Origin of the sequence: Pseudomonas nitroreducens, from assembly GCF_010994165.1 — a bacterium.
Lineage (GTDB): Bacteria > Pseudomonadota > Gammaproteobacteria > Pseudomonadales > Pseudomonadaceae > Pseudomonas > Pseudomonas nitroreducens.
In genome coordinates this window covers 138828-152688 of record NZ_WMBX01000003.1, presented here as the reverse complement: position 1 = coordinate 152688, position 13861 = coordinate 138828, and the positions used below count along the sequence as shown (strand labels likewise).

At 68.1% G+C, this 13861-nt stretch carries 12 protein-coding genes; all 12 read right to left on the bottom strand.

The window, feature by feature from the left end:
• Entirely contained in the window at window positions 1-1650 is a 1650-nt protein-coding gene (locus GJV37_RS14100) for an acyl-CoA dehydrogenase family protein (RefSeq protein WP_193452666.1), read from the bottom strand.
• Entirely contained in the window at window positions 1647-2330 is a 684-nt protein-coding gene (locus tag GJV37_RS14095) for a TetR/AcrR family transcriptional regulator (RefSeq protein ID WP_193452665.1), read from the bottom strand. The genes GJV37_RS14100 and GJV37_RS14095 overlap by 4 nt, the downstream gene beginning before the upstream one ends.
• A 121-nt stretch (window positions 2331-2451) precedes the next feature.
• Window positions 2452-3702 carry an OprD family porin gene (locus tag GJV37_RS14090; protein ID WP_193452664.1) on the bottom strand — a complete coding sequence of 417 codons (1251 nt, stop codon included), beginning with the start codon at window positions 3700-3702 and terminating at the stop codon, window positions 2452-2454.
• A gap of 239 nt (window positions 3703-3941) precedes the next feature.
• Window positions 3942-4919 carry an NADH:ubiquinone reductase gene (locus tag GJV37_RS14085; RefSeq protein WP_169888524.1) on the bottom strand — a complete coding sequence of 326 codons (978 nt, stop codon included), beginning with the start codon at window positions 4917-4919 and terminating at the stop codon, window positions 3942-3944.
• A gap of 19 nt (window positions 4920-4938) precedes the next feature.
• Complete coding sequence (locus tag GJV37_RS14080) at window positions 4939-5856, bottom strand: SDR family NAD(P)-dependent oxidoreductase (protein ID WP_024763956.1); 918 nt, start codon at window positions 5854-5856, stop codon at window positions 4939-4941.
• A 48-nt stretch (window positions 5857-5904) separates the two neighbouring features.
• The gene (locus tag GJV37_RS14075; RefSeq protein WP_193452663.1) at window positions 5905-7050 is read right to left on the bottom strand and encodes an acyl-CoA dehydrogenase family protein; all 1146 of its coding nucleotides are present in this window, start codon (window positions 7048-7050) and stop codon (window positions 5905-5907) included.
• Between the two features lie 16 nt (window positions 7051-7066).
• Complete coding sequence (locus GJV37_RS14070) at window positions 7067-7822, bottom strand: enoyl-CoA hydratase/isomerase family protein (protein ID WP_164488292.1); 756 nt, start codon at window positions 7820-7822, stop codon at window positions 7067-7069.
• Between the two features lie 8 nt (window positions 7823-7830).
• Window positions 7831-8889 (bottom strand): acyl-CoA dehydrogenase family protein, encoded by a 1059-nt coding sequence (locus tag GJV37_RS14065; RefSeq protein ID WP_193452662.1) that lies wholly within the window; start codon window positions 8887-8889, stop codon window positions 7831-7833.
• A 4-nt stretch (window positions 8890-8893) separates the two neighbouring features.
• Complete coding sequence (locus GJV37_RS14060; RefSeq protein WP_169888767.1) at window positions 8894-9298, bottom strand: PaaI family thioesterase; 405 nt, start codon at window positions 9296-9298, stop codon at window positions 8894-8896.
• A gap of 38 nt (window positions 9299-9336) precedes the next feature.
• Complete coding sequence (locus tag GJV37_RS14055; protein ID WP_193452661.1) at window positions 9337-10701, bottom strand: MFS transporter; 1365 nt, start codon at window positions 10699-10701, stop codon at window positions 9337-9339.
• A gap of 39 nt (window positions 10702-10740) precedes the next feature.
• Complete coding sequence (locus tag GJV37_RS14050; RefSeq protein ID WP_193452660.1) at window positions 10741-11622, bottom strand: MaoC/PaaZ C-terminal domain-containing protein; 882 nt, start codon at window positions 11620-11622, stop codon at window positions 10741-10743.
• Window positions 11606-13741, bottom strand: a complete 2136-nt coding sequence (locus GJV37_RS14045) for an acetate--CoA ligase family protein (RefSeq protein ID WP_193452659.1) — start codon at window positions 13739-13741, stop codon at window positions 11606-11608. Before GJV37_RS14045 ends, GJV37_RS14050 begins: the two co-directional genes overlap by 17 nt.
• Window positions 13742-13861: the final 120 nt, after the last annotated feature.

The window sequence follows — 13861 nt, the reverse complement described above, 5'->3', positions numbered from 1 at the left end:
TCACGCCAGGTGCGGTGTCGCCCGCGCCACCAGCGCTTCCACATCCACGCCGCGCGGCAGGGTGCCGTAGACGCGGCCGCCGTCGTCCAGGCGGCTGGCGATGAAGGCGTCGGAGACCACCGAGTTACCCGCTTCCAGCAGCAGCTTGGCCTGCAGGGCGACGGCGACGTTCTCGGTGAGCTGGCGGGCGCGGTACTGGATGTCCTGGGTATCGGCGAAGGACGCCTTGAGGTTGCCGATGAACGAGGCCAGGCGCGCATCACCATGGCCGTCTCCCAGCTCGGCGAACAGCGCGTCGAGCACGCCGGGCTCCTTGGACAGGGCGCGCAGGACGTCCAGGCACTGCACGTTGCCCGAGCCTTCCCAGGTGGAGTTGACCGGTGCTTCGCGGTACAGGCGCGGGAGGATGGTGTCCTCGACGTAGCCGGCACCGCCCAGGCATTCGGCGGCCTCGTTGATCATCGCGGGGGCGCGCTTGCAGATCCAGTACTTGCCCACGGCGGTGACCAGGCGGGCGAACTTGTCTTCCTGTTCGTCGTGCAGGTGGTCCAGGGCACGGCCCATGCGCAGGGTCAGCGCCAGCGCGGCTTCGCTTTCCAGGGCGAGGTCGGCCAGCACGTTCTGCATCAGCGGTTGCTCGGCCAGCACGCGGCCGCCGACCTGGCGGTAGGCGCAGTGGTGCGCGGCCTGGGTCAGCGCCTGGCGCATCAGCGAGCTGGAACCGATCATGCAGTCGAAGCGGGTCATGGCGACCATCTCGATGATGGTCGGCACGCCGCGGCCTTCCTCGCCGACCATCCAGGCCAGCGCGCCGCGGTATTCCACTTCGCTGGAGGCGTTGGACCAGTTGCCCAGCTTGTTCTTCAGGCGCTGGATGTAGAACTCGTTGCGGCTGCCGTCCGGGCGGTGGCGCGGCAGCAGGAAGCAGGTCAGGCCCTTTTCGGTGTAGGCCAGGGTGAGGAAGGCGTCGCACATCGGCGCCGAGCAGAACCACTTGTGGCCGACCAGCTCGTAGGCCTGCCCCGGGCCGGGAATGCCCACCGGGTAGGCGCGGGTGGTATTGGCGCGCACGTCGGTACCGCCCTGCTTCTCGGTCATGGCCATGCCGATGGTGGCGCCGGTCTTCTGCTCGATGGGCAGGTTGCGCGGGTCGTATTCGGTGGAAAGGATCTTCGGCAGCCACTTCTCGGCGATGTCCGGCTGCAGGCGGATGGCCGGCACGCTGGCGAAGGTCATGGTCAGCGGGCAGCCGGTGCCGGCTTCGGCCTGGCTGTGCAGGTAACTGAGGCCGGCGCGGGCAACCTGGGCGCCGGCACGCGGGTCGGTCCAGGGCATGGACGGGATGCCGGCCTCGATGGAGGCGCGCATCAGCTCGTGGTAGGCCGGGTGGAACTCGACCAGGTCGACGCGATGGCCGTAGCGGTCATGGGACTTGAACACCGGCTTGTTCTCGTTGGCCAGGAAGCCCGCCGCCATCAGCGGACCACCGGCCAACGCACCATAGGCGTCGAGTTTCTGCTCGGCGAAGCCACCGCCGTAGCGACGCACCCACTCCTGCAGCGGTACGTCGACGCGATAGAGGTTGGCGCCATCCAGCGGCGGCACCTGGTTGGTCACTTCGTGGGTTTCGGCGTACTGGTGCGGGATCATGGCTGGTCCTCCATCACAGGCGTGGGCCTGGCAGGTTTTGGCAAAGCAGCAGGGAACGCACCGACGGCGCGCAGGCAGAAGTTCACGAGGGCGTCGCTGACGTCCTCCAGGGAAACCTTGGATTCACCGGCATCCCGCGCGGCGCGGGCGGGTGGCGAGAGCGGACCGATCAACGCCTCGGCGATGGCGCCGACCAGGCAGGCGGCAGTGAGCTGCACCGGCTGGGGCTGGAATTCGCCGGTGGCGATACCCTGCTCCAGCAGGGTGATGAACAGGGCAGCGTAGGCGTCGCGGTAGACCAGGCGCTGCTCGTCGACCTCCGGGTCGACCGGTTCGGCGATCAGTGCAAAGGCCAGCTGACGACTGCCCCAGGCACGCGCGGCGAATTGGTGGAGGCCGCGGCTCAGGCGCTCGGCGGCGCTGCCCGAATCCTTCAACAGCACGCCCAAGGCATCGACCTCGCGCTGGCTGGCGCGGGCGAAGACTTCGGCGGCCAGTTCGCCCTTGCCGCTGAAATGCCGATAGAGGCTGCCGGTAGCGATGCCGGCGTCATCCGCCAGGCTCTGCATGGTCAGCGCGGCGAAGCCGCCGTCGGCAACCCGCGCCAGCGCCAACTCGAGGATGCGCTGGCGCTGTTCGCCGTCCTTTTGCAGCCGTGCCTCGGTTTGCCGGTATGCCATGGTCTGAACCCTGATTCATTGCATTGAAAGCAGTGAATCATGGTTCAGACTTTGGCTGAAAGGGACATTCCCGCCACGGGAAGGGCGATTCTGGCCAAACCGCCACCGCCCGTAACGACTATTACCAGAGCGGCATCTGGTAGCTGACGATGACCCGCGTTTCGTCGATGTCGTTGCCGAAATCGCTGCGGAAGGCGCCGTTGCGCACCTTGACACCAAGGTTTTTGAACGGGCCGTTCTGCACCACGTAGCCAATGTCGGTGTCGCGCTCCCACTCCTTGCCGCGCCCCGAGCCGTTGAGCAGGTCGATGTGGTCGCCCTGCAGGTAGCGCGTCATGAAGGTCAGGCCGGGCAGGCCGAGGCCGGCGAAGTCGTAGTCGTAGCGCGCCTGCCAGGAGCGTTCGTCCTTGTTGGCGAAATCGCCGATCTGCACGAAATTGGTCAGGTACGGGTCGGTGCCGGACAGGTAGGCGAAGCCGGTATCGCCGGACATGCGCTGGTAGCCCACACCGAAACCGCTGCCACCGATGCGGTAGGTGAACAGTGCGTTGAGCGCACGGTTGTCGACGTTGCTGCCGCCGTCGTCGGTGGAACGCGCCCAGCGGATGTCGGACTTGAGCGACTGGCCCTCGGCGATCGGCAGGGTGTGCACCACGCTCAGGTAGTGCTGGCGGTAGAAGTTCTCCAGGCCGCCGTAGTGGTAGCTGGTGCTGAGGTTATCGGTCCAGCGGTAGGTGCCGCCGGCGAGGTTGAAGCGGTCGCTGCTGGTATGGCTGCCGAGCACGATGTTGCGCTTGTTGCCACGGGTCATCGACAGGTCTTCGTCGTTGGTCGAGTCACGCTGCTTCACCTGGCGCAGTTGGCCCAGTTGCGCGGTGAGTCCGTCAATCTCGTTAATCTCCGCGAGGCCGCCCTGGAAGGTCTGCGGGTGCAGGCGCGTGTCGTTGTACTGCACCACCGGCATTTTCGGCAGCAGCGTGCCGACCTTCAGGGTGCTTTTCGAGGCGCGCAGCTTGGCAGTCACGCCCAGGTCGCTGTAGTCGTCGGCGGCGCGCTTGTCGCTGGCCGAGTACGGCAGCAGGCCTGACCCGGTGCGGTCGGGGCTGGAGTCCAGTTTGATGCCCAGCAGGCCGAGCGCATCAACACCCACGCCGACCGTGCCCTCGGTGTAGCCCGACTCGAAGCGCAGCAGGAAACCCTGTGCCCACTCCTCGGATTTCGACTGTGCGGCGCCGCTCTGACGGTAGTCGCGGTTGAAGTAGAAATTGCGCAGCTCCAGGCTGGCCTTGCTGTCCGCGATGAAGTCCGCGTGGGCGAACAGGGGCAGGCAGGCGATGCTCGAAACGAGCGCCCGTACGGGAAGATTTTTCATTGTTGTTGTCTCTTCGTCAGGTGAGGTGAAGGCGGCGCCGCTGCTGTCTGGAAGTCAGTACGAGCCCCTCTCCCCCGCCCTCTCCCTGAAGGGAGAGGGAGCTGACCGTGCCGGCTGATGCAGTGGTGTGATCCTGCACCGGACAGTCCCCTCTCCCTTCAGGGAGAGGGTTAGGGAGAGGGAGCCTCCGCGCATAGCCTCCAGAAGAAACGCTTGCTCCCACGCCGCCACATGGAAAATCACTGGATAAGCAAACCCTCCAGTCGCTCGCGGATCAGCTCGCGCGCCTGCTCGACGATGCCGCGCAGCAGTTCCTCGCAGCTCGGTTCGTCATCGATCAGGCCCTGGACCATGCCCGCCGACCAGATACCCAGGTCGGTGTCGCCCTGTTCGTAGACCGTGCGCCCGCGCAGGCCGCTGACCAGCGTGGCGATGTCGGCATAGGTGGCGTTGCCGCGCGCCTCGATGGCCAGCACTTCCTGGCTGATGGCGTTGCGCGCGACCCGCGCGCTGTTGCGCAGCGAACGCATGATCACGTCCGTGGAGCGCTCGTCGGCGGCGCGGATGGCCGCCTTGACCTGCGGGTGGATCGGGCATTCGCGGGTGCTGAGGAAGCGCGTGCCCATGTTGATCGCATCGGCCCCCAGCGCCAGCGCCGCCACCAGCCCGCGCCCGTCGGCGAAACCACCGGAAGCGATGATCGGCACACGCAGCCGGTTGGCCGCCGCCGGCAGCAATACCAGGCCGGGAATGTCATCCTCGCCCGGATGGCCGGCGCATTCGAAGCCGTCGATGGACACCGCGTCGACCCCCAGTTGCTCGGCCTTGAGCGCATGGCGCACCGCCGTGCATTTGTGGATCACCTTGATGCCATGCTGGCGGAACTCAGCGATGTGCTCGCCGGGATTGTTCCCGGCGGTTTCGACGACGCGAATGCCACTCTCGATGATCACCGCGCGGTACTCGGCGTAGGGGATCGGTTTCTGTGTCGGCAACAGCGTCAGGTTGACGCCGAACGGCTTGCCGGTGAGCTCGCGGCAGCGCGCGATCTCGTCGGCCAGCGCCTGCGGCGTCGGCTGGGTCAGCGCCGAGAGCGTCGCCAGGCCACCGGCGTTGGCCACCGCCGCCGCCATCTCGGCGCGCCCCACCCACTGCATGCCGCCCTGCATGATCGGGTGTTCGACGCCGAAGGCTTCGGTGAATCGGGTCTTGAACATGCGCCTGTCCTCCGAAGGGTCAGATCGGGTCCCAGGAGAACACGTCCGGGCTGCGCGCCAGGTCCATGAAGCTCCCGCGCAGCGCCGGCATGCCGTGCTCGGCGATGCTCTGGGGGGTCCAGCCGTTGTCGCTGTGCACGCTGCGCAGCGGGCGGCTCTGGCTCATCAGGAAGATCTCGTGGTTGCGTGCGGCGAACACCTGGCCGTTGACCGCGCTGGCGGCATCGGAGGCGAGGTACACGGCCAGCGGCGCGTTCTTGTCCGGGGTCATGCGCTGCAGGTTTTCCACCCGCGCTTTCTGCTCCGGGGTCTCGGCCGGAATGGAGTCGGTCATGCGGCTCCAGGCGAAGGGCGCGATGCAGTTGGAGCGCACGTTGTAGCGCTGCATGTCGAGGGCGATGGACTTGCTCAGGGCGACGATGCCCAGCTTGGCCGCCGAATAGTTGGCCTGGCCGAAGTTGCCGATCAGCCCCGAGGTGCTGGTCATGTGCACGAAGGCGCCGCTGTTCTGCGCGCGGAAGTGCTCAGCAGCGGCGCGGCTGACGAAGAAGCTGCCGTTGAGGTGCACGTTGATCACCGACAGCCAGTCCTCGGCGCTCATCTTGTGGAAGATGGTGTCGCGCAGGATGCCGGCATTGTTGACCACGATGTCGACGCGGCCGAAGGCATCGATGGCGCTGGCGACGATGCGCCGCGCGCTGTCCCAGTCCGACACGCTGTCGGTATTGATGGCGCCGTCGCCGCCGCGCTGGCGGATCAGCCCGAGGGTTTCCTCGGCCGGGGAAGCCGAGCCGCCCTCGCCCTGCAGGGACACGCCGATATCGTTGATCAGTACCCGCGCACCGCTGTCGGCCAGGGCCAGGGCGATCTCGCGGCCAATGCCGCCACCGGCGCCGGTGACGATCGCTACCTTGCCTTCGTTGAGTCGTTGGGTCATTGCTCGTTCCTTACTTCAATTCGTGTTTGAGGTTCGTTGTGCGCACGATCAGCTCGGCAGGCCGAGCACGGCCTTGGCCAGGATGTTGCGCTGGATCTCGTTGGTGCCGCCGTAGATGGTGGTGGGCCGCGACTGGATGAAGATGCCCGCCGGGTGCAGTTCGGGGTCGTCGCTGAAGGGGTTGAGCAGCGCCGAATCCGCGCCGGCGATCTCCAGTCCCAGCTCGCTGATGCGCTGGTACAGCTCGGACTGGTGGATCTTCAGCAGGGAAACATCCGGGCCCAGTTCCTCGCCGCGCCGCAGGCGTTCGGCGAAGCGCTCGTAGAGCGCCTTGTGGCAGTCCAGGTCCATGCTCAGCGCGGCGAAGCGCTGGGCGAACACCGGGTCGTCCCACAGGCCCTGGTGACGGGCCAGGCGCACCAGGCGCTCGAGGGCGAAGGTGGCCTGCTTGGGCGAGCCGAGGAAGATGCGCTCGAAGCCGAGCAGCGCCTTGGCCATGCCCCAGCCGTGGTTGACCGCGCCGACGAGGTTTTCCTCCGGCACGCGCACGTCGTTGAAGAACACCTCGCAGAACTCGCCCTGCAGTTCGAGGTTGAGGATCGGCCGTACCTCGACGCCGGGGGTGTCCATCGGCACCAGCAGGAAGCTGATGCCCTGCTGCGCCTTGGCACTGCGCTCGGTGCGCGCCAGCACGAAGATCCAGTTGGCCTCGGTGCCCATGGTGGTCCAGGTCTTCTGGCCGTTGATCACCCACTCGCCGTCGTGCAGCACCGCTTCGGTACGCAGGCTGGCGAGGTCGGAGCCGGCATTGGGCTCGCTGTAGCCCTGGCACCAGATGTCCTCGCCGCTCAAGATGCGCGGCAGGAAGCGCTCGCGCTGGGCGTCGGTGCCGTAGCGGATCAGCAGCGGGCCGAGCATGGTGATGCCGCTGTCGGGCAGTCGCGCGCAGCCGTAGTTTTCCATCTCCTCGATCATGATCAACTGCTTGCCGGCGGACAGGCCCATGCCGCCGTGTTGCACCGGCCAGCCGGGGCACAGCCAGCCCTGCTGCGACAGTGCCTGGTACCACTCCCAGGTGTCGTCGCGACCCAGGCGGTGGGCCGGGTTGCGGATGCGTTGCGGGTAGTTGGCGGCGACCCACTCGCGCACCAGCCGACGGAATTCGCCATCGTCGAGAGCGTTGTAATCGGTCATGTCACGGTTCTCCTGATTACTGGCCCCGGAAATCCGGGGAACGTTTTTCGAGGAAGGCCGCTTTGCCTTCGGCGTGGTCGGCACTGAGGAACAGCTGGCTCTGGAAATCGCCTTCGCGTTCGAGCAGCAGCTCCAGGCCATCGGCCAGCAGCGCCTTGGTCAGCGACAGCGCCAGCGGCGCCTGCTGCTCGACCTTCGCGGCCAGTGCCAGCGCCGCATCCAGCGCGGCACCCGGTGCACAGAGCTGGTCCACCAGGCCGATGCGCAATGCTTCCTCGGCCTCGATCACCTGGCCGAACATCAGCACTTGCCGCGCCCGACCGTTGCCGATGCGCGCAGGCAAGGTGTGCAACTGGCCAAGATCGGCGATCAGTCCGACCTTGCCGAAGCCCGCCGCGAAGCGCGCCGTGCCGCCGCAAACCAGGCTGTCGCAGGCCAGCGCCACCGAAAGCCCGGCGCCCACCGCCCAGCCTTCGACGGCGGCGATGATCGGCTTGCCCATGCGCAGCATCTGGCGGATCAGGTCGGCGTTCTTCTGCATGCGCATGCGGCCGGCGTTGAGGTCGGTGACGTGCATGTCGCTGAGGTCGCCGCCAGCGCTGAAGACTTCCGCCGAACCGGTGAGCACCACGCTGCGCACGGAGGGATCGGCGTCCGCTTCACGCAGTGCGTCGAGCAACTCGGCGCGCAATGCGGGGGACAGCGCATTGCGCCGCGCCGGATTGTTGAAACGCAGCAGGCGCACCGAACCGTGAGTTTCCTGCAGCAGCATCTCGCTCATCACGCCACCTCCGCATGCAGCAGGGCGATGTAGCGCGCCCGATGGAAGGCCAGCGAGCCCTGGCTGTTGAGCAGCACCATGGCGCGGCGCAGGAACAGGCCGATGTCGGCCTCGTCGGTGTAGCCGATGCCGCCGTGCAGCTGAATCGCCTGGCGGGTGACCAGCATGGCCGCTTCGGCGGCACGCACCTTGGCGGTGGACACCAGGCGCTGTACCAGGGCAGTCGGCGCACCGTCATCCAGGGCGCTGGCCGCTTCGCCGACGATGGCGCGGGCCAGCTCGATCTGCAGCTTCAGGTCGACCATGCGGTGCTGCAGCGACTGGAAGCTGCCGATCTCGCGGCCGAACTGGCGGCGCACGCCGAGGTAGTCGCGAGTCTGTTCGAAGGCGGCATCCATCAGCCCGACCAGATAGGCCGAGCAGGCCAGCGCCGCTTCATCGAGGGCGGCGGGCGCGGACTCGACGAGTTGCGCCGGCGTGCCGTCGAAGCGCAGGCGCGCCAGGTGGCCGCCGTCCTGGGTCGGCTCCTGATGCAGGCTGAGCCCTTCGGCGTTGCGCTGCACCAGAGCAAGGCCGGCGTTGCAGGCGACCAACCAGGCATCGGCCGCAGCACCGAGCGCTACGTGGGCAATCTCGCCGCGCAACTGGCCGTCGCGCAGCACCGGCAATGCCGCATCTGCTTCATAACCGATGCCGGCCGGGAGGATCAGCCGCTCGCCGGCCAGCAGTGCGTCGCGCTCGTCTGCCGGCAGTAGCGGAGCGACCAGGCTCGCCTCGATCAGCGGCTCGGGCAGCAGGCCACGACCCAGCTCTTCCAGCAGCGCCGCGTACTCGGCCATGCCCAGCCCGCTGCCGCCCAGCTCTTCCGCCAGGCGCAGGCCCGGCCAGCCCATGGCGCAGACTTCGCCCCAGGCGTCGCGGTCGACGCCCGCCTGCTGGAAGCGCAGACGGCGCACCCGGCCCAGGTCGCCGCCGCGCGGGACCAGGGAGGCGGCGCTGTCACGGATCAGCCGCAGGCGCTCTTCGCGCTCCTCGGCCATCGCGGTGTGGTCGGTCATTTCATCATTCCCGTGTCGGTTGAACAGCTCCGGCCGTCGCGGGCCGGTACTTGAAACTGCCGGTGGCGCTGGCGATCAGCTCGCCGGCTTCATCGAAGATTTCCGCCGCGCAGAAGCACAGCGTGCGGGTGCGCTTGAGCACCCGGCCGACGGCGTTGATCTCGCCGCGGGTGCTGCCCATGAAGTGAGTGGCCATGTCGATGGTGACCATCGAGCAACCCGGCATCTGCGCGCGGATCGCGCCGGCCATGGCAGCGTCGAGCACGCTCATCAGCACGCCGCCGTGGAAGCTGTCGATGTAGTTCATCAGCTCCGGGCGGTGGCGCAGGCGTACCCGCACCACTTCGCCATCGACCCAGCGCTCCAGGCCGAGGAACTCCTGGAAGGTGTATCGATCACGGGGGAACATGTCCGGCCCGGGCGCATGGGCGGCGCGGGTGAGATCGGTCATCGCAGGCTTTCCTCCGTAACGGGTTGGCCCAGCGGGCGGGTAGCGCTGTGCGCAGGCGCAGGCGCACGTGCGGGTGTACCGGGCTGCGCCGTGCGCCCTTCGCGATTCGGGTCATACAGGCGGTTGGGGATCAGCAGCGCCGGGATCAGGCCGGTGATCACGTAGGTGATGCCCATCACCAGGAAGCCCGCGCCGATGGACACATGGGAGGCCAGCAGGCCGATGGCCGCCGGGGCCACCGCCGCGCCGATACGGCCGAGGTTGTAGGAGGTGCCGACGGCGGCGCCGCGTACCTGGGTGGAGAAGCTCTCGGTCATGTAGGTGGCCAGCACGCCCACCGGTACGCCGTAGATGAAGCCGAACAGCGCGAGGATCCAGACGATGTTGTCCGGGGTGTGCCAGAACACGATCACCGGCATGAAGATCGCGGTGCCGATGGCGCCGGCGGCGAAGGTGGCGCGGCGGCCGAAGCGGTCCGAGGCGATCCCGGCGAGCACCTTGCCGAGGATCATCGCGGTGTAGGTGCCGACCATGTAGCCGGTCATGGACTTGAAGTTCATGCCCAGCTCGCTTTCCAGGTACGAGGGCATCCAGTTGTTGGTGCCGTAGTAGCCGAACAGCAGGAAGCACGAGGTGAGGCTCCACAGCAGGAACATGCGCCGGGTGGACGGATCGACCAGCAGCTGGCGCATGCCGCCGCTGGGCGCGCTCTGCTGGCGATTGCTGGCGGCCTGCTGCAGCCGTTGCGCGCGGGCTGCCAGCCAGGACGGCGACTCCGGCACCCAGGGCCGCAGCGCCAGGCAGATCAGCGCCGCGCCGATCGCGGTGAAGAATAGCGCGCGCCAGCCGTAGTCGGGGATGATCTGCCCCGCGAGCACCGTCGCCACCAGGTAGCCGACCGTCCAACCAGCCTGCATGGTCGCCAGGATGGTGGTGCGGTACTTCGCGGTGACGAACTCGGACATCAGGATGTTGCAGGCGACGAACAGCGAGCCCAGGCCCAGCGAGGAGACGAAGCGGATCAGCGCAAAGGCCCAGAAGTTGTGCGCCAGCCCGAGCAGCGCGGTGCCCACGGAGAACACCAGGATGGTCCACGTCACCACCCGCACCCGGCCAAAGCGGTCGCACGCCCAGCCGCCGTAGATACCGCCGATGGCCATGCCGGCCAGGGTGATGCTGCCCAGCGAACCGGCCTCGAAGTTGGAGAGGCCGAACTCGGCCTTCAGGCTGTTCAGGCTGTAGGCGAGGAACATCAGGTCCGCGCCATCGGCGAGCAGACCCAGGAAGCAGAAGAGGAAGGCGATCACCAGGGTCCGCCGCGGTATCGCGGTGCCCTGGGCCAAGCTGTCGGGTGCGTTCATTGTTGTTGTTCTCGCAGGTTGGTTGAGGTCGTCGTCGCGCTATGCCCGCCCGGCGTGTTCTCCCTTCTCCGGGGTCAGGCGCACGCGGCCGTTGTCCAGCACCACCACGTCGCGCTCGACGACGCGGGTGCGGAAGGAGCCGTCATTCCAGATTTCGGTACGCAGGGTTTCGCCGGGGAAAACCGGTGCGGAGAAGCGCACCTGCAGGTGGGCGAAGCGTTCCGCGCGGTAGTCGGCCAAGCCGCGCAGCAGCGCGTGGAAGGCCACCCCCAGGGTGCACAGGCCGTGCAGGATCGGCCTGGGGAAACCACCGCGCGCCGCCGCCGCGGGGCTGGCGTGGATCGGGTTGTCGTCGCCGTTCAGGCGGTAGTGCAGCGCCTGCTCGGGGCGAGTCGGCAGGTCGATGACCAGGTCCGGCGCCTGCTCGGGCAGGCGGTGCGGCTGGCTCAGCGACTGGCTGGCGCCGCCGAAGCCGCCGTCGCCACGCAGGAAGGTGGTGCCGCGGGCAATCGCCAGCACCTCGCCGCTCTGCGCATCGCTGACGACCTTCTCGCTATAGAGCAGCGCGCCCTTGCCGGCGCCCTTGTCGACCAGCCCGGTGACGCGGGTGCGGCCGATCACTTCGCCTTCCACCGGCAGCGGCTTGAGCCATTCGATGCTCTGCTCGCCGTGGACCAGGCGCAGGGCATCGACGCCGGTGTCCGGGTTGCCCAGCCAGAAGCCGGGGTGACCGAGCACCACCGCCATGCAGGGCAGCGCTTGCAGCTCGCGATTGGCGTCGACGAAGGTCAGCTGGTGCTCGTCCATCGGGTCCGCGCCGAGGCCGACCGACAGCGCATAGAAGGCGCTGTCGTGGCGGCTGAAACGCTGGCGTACTTCCGGGATCGGGTAATTCAGCAGGTGCTCAGGATTCAGCGCCATGGGCCACCTCCTGCACTTCCAGCACCGCGTCGGCGGCCCAGGCACCCTGCCCTTCGGGCATGGCGAAGACCGGGTTGAGGTCCACCGAACGCAAGCGCGGGCCGGCCTCTGCAGCGAATTGCGAGAGCTGCGAGAGAACGCGCGACAGGGCCTTGATATCGGTCACCGGGCGACCACGGGCGCCCAGCAGCAGCGGCGCGCCCTTGATGCTGCGGATCATCTGCTCGGCTTCGCCGACGCCGAACGGGCAGCGGCGGAACACCACGTCCTTGAGCACCTCGACGAAGATGCCGCCGAGGCCGAACACCGCCACCGGACCGAACTGCGGGTCGCGCTGGATGCCCATGAAGCACTCGACGCCGCCCTGCAGCTGGCGCGCCACCAGCACGCCATCGAGGCGGGCGTGCGGCGCATGCTCGGCGGCGCGTTCGAGCAGCAATGCATACCCTTCGCGTACGGCCTGGGCGCTGCCGACGTTGAGCAGCACGCCGCCGATTTCCGACTTGTGCAGGATGTCCGCCGAGGCGATTTTCAGCACCACCGGGAAGCCGATCTGTTCGGCAAACGCGGCGGCTTCCGCAGCGCTTTTCAGCACACGTTCGGGCGCCGATTCGATGCCGGCGCGCGCCAGCAATTGCTTGGCTTCGGCCTCACCGGGCGTGCTGGCCGGCAGCTCGACGCCACCGGGCACAGGAATGCTGCGCAGCGGCCGGGCGAACGCTTCGCCCAACTGGCCCATGGCCTGGATGGCGCGCACGGCGCGGGTCGGGTCCTCGAACAGGGCGAAGCCGGCCTTCTGGTAAGGCGCCAGCTCCTCGCCCTCGCCCATCACCGAGACCACGAAAAGGCGATCCGGGTGATCGATCTTGATCCGCGCGAATTGCTCGGCCAGGCGCGGGCCGATGGAGGCGGCGGTGCCGGCCTGGGTGAAGAAGGCGATCAGCGAACGATAGCCGCCGTCCACCACCATGGACTCGGTGAAGTCGTGCACCAGGCTCAGGTCGTTGAGCGCCTGGGCCGTGCAGTCCACCGGGTTCAGCGGCGAGGCATAGTGCAGGCGCTGTTTCAGTCGCGCCTGAGCCTCTTCCGGCATCGGCGGCATGGGCAGCCCAACGTCCTCGGCAGCGTCGCTGACGATGATCCCGGCGCCACCGCTGACGGTGATCATCCCCAGGCTGTTGTTCACCGGGTAGATGCGCTGGGTGGCGAGGTAGGCAATGTCCACCAGCTCTTCGGTGGTGCGCGCGCGGACCACGGCGTAGTCGGCCAGCACCGCATCGAGCACCTTGTCGTCGCCAGCCAGGGAGGCGGTGTGTGACATGGCCGCGCGGCCACCCAGCTCGCTGCGCCCGACCTTGTGCAGGATCACCGGCTTGCCGGCGCGATGGGCCGCTTCGAGGGCGGCGAGGAAGCTGTCGACATTGCGGATGGATTCGGCGTAGGCCATCACCACGTCGACCTCCGGCGATTCCACCAGCCAGCCGATGGCGTCGCCCAGGGTGACGTCGGCTTCGTTGCCGGTGGCGACGCAGATCGGCGTACCCAGCCCGCGCTGCCGCGACAGACCCAGCAGGTGTGCGCCGTAGGCGCCGGACTGGGTGGCGATGCCGACGCGCCCGGCCAGCGGGATGCCGCGCTCCAGGCTGGTGGAGAAGAAGGCGTAGTAGCCCAGGTTGGCGTTGAACACGCCCAGGGCGTTCGGCCCCAGCAGGCGCATGTTCGCCGCGCGGGCGGCCTCGACGATGGCGTCCTGCATGGCCACGCCTTCCTCGCCGACTTCGCTGAAGCCGGAGGAGAACACGATGGCGCTGCGCGCGCCCTTGCGGCCCAGTGCCTGGACGGTCTCCAGCACCTGCGGCGCCGGCACCGCGATGATCGCCACGTCCGGCGCCTCAGGCAGTGCGTCGACACTGGCGTAGGCCGGCAGGCCCTGGATTTCGGTGCGATTGGGGTTGACCGGCAGGATGCGGCCGGTGAAGCCGTTGCGCAGCATGTAGGCGATGGGGCGGCCACCGATGCGGTGCGGGTCGCTGGAAGCGCCGACCACGGCGACCGAGCGTGGCTGGATCAGCGGGGTAAGGCTGGCGAAGCCTGTGCGTTGCAAGTGACTCACTGACATGACGTTCCACCTGAACAGATGACGGGTGCCGGACTAGGTCGTCCCGGCGCGAGGGCGAACGCGTCCACGGCGGGCCGCCCGCTTATCGCAGGTGGCCACCGGGAGGGCGTCCTGCCCGGA

Coding starts and splice junctions, on each gene's coding strand:
- GJV37_RS14055 (WP_193452661.1), bottom strand. CDS start 10,701: ATGAACGCACCCGACAGCTTGGCCCAGGGCACCGCGATACCGCGGCGG.
- GJV37_RS14070 (WP_164488292.1), bottom strand. CDS start 7,822: ATGCTGCTGCAGGAAACTCACGGTTCGGTGCGCCTGCTGCGTTTCAAC.
- GJV37_RS14045 (WP_193452659.1), bottom strand. CDS start 13,741: ATGTCAGTGAGTCACTTGCAACGCACAGGCTTCGCCAGCCTTACCCCG.
- GJV37_RS14075 (WP_193452663.1), bottom strand. CDS start 7,050: ATGACCGATTACAACGCTCTCGACGATGGCGAATTCCGTCGGCTGGTG.
- GJV37_RS14065 (WP_193452662.1), bottom strand. CDS start 8,889: ATGACCGACCACACCGCGATGGCCGAGGAGCGCGAAGAGCGCCTGCGG.
- GJV37_RS14090 (WP_193452664.1), bottom strand. CDS start 3,702: ATGAAAAATCTTCCCGTACGGGCGCTCGTTTCGAGCATCGCCTGCCTG.
- GJV37_RS14060 (WP_169888767.1), bottom strand. CDS start 9,298: ATGTTCCCCCGTGATCGATACACCTTCCAGGAGTTCCTCGGCCTGGAG.
- GJV37_RS14100 (WP_193452666.1), bottom strand. CDS start 1,650: ATGATCCCGCACCAGTACGCCGAAACCCACGAAGTGACCAACCAGGTG.
- GJV37_RS14085 (WP_169888524.1), bottom strand. CDS start 4,919: ATGTTCAAGACCCGATTCACCGAAGCCTTCGGCGTCGAACACCCGATC.
- GJV37_RS14095 (WP_193452665.1), bottom strand. CDS start 2,330: ATGGCATACCGGCAAACCGAGGCACGGCTGCAAAAGGACGGCGAACAG.
- GJV37_RS14080 (WP_024763956.1), bottom strand. CDS start 5,856: ATGACCCAACGACTCAACGAAGGCAAGGTAGCGATCGTCACCGGCGCC.
- GJV37_RS14050 (WP_193452660.1), bottom strand. CDS start 11,622: ATGGCGCTGAATCCTGAGCACCTGCTGAATTACCCGATCCCGGAAGTA.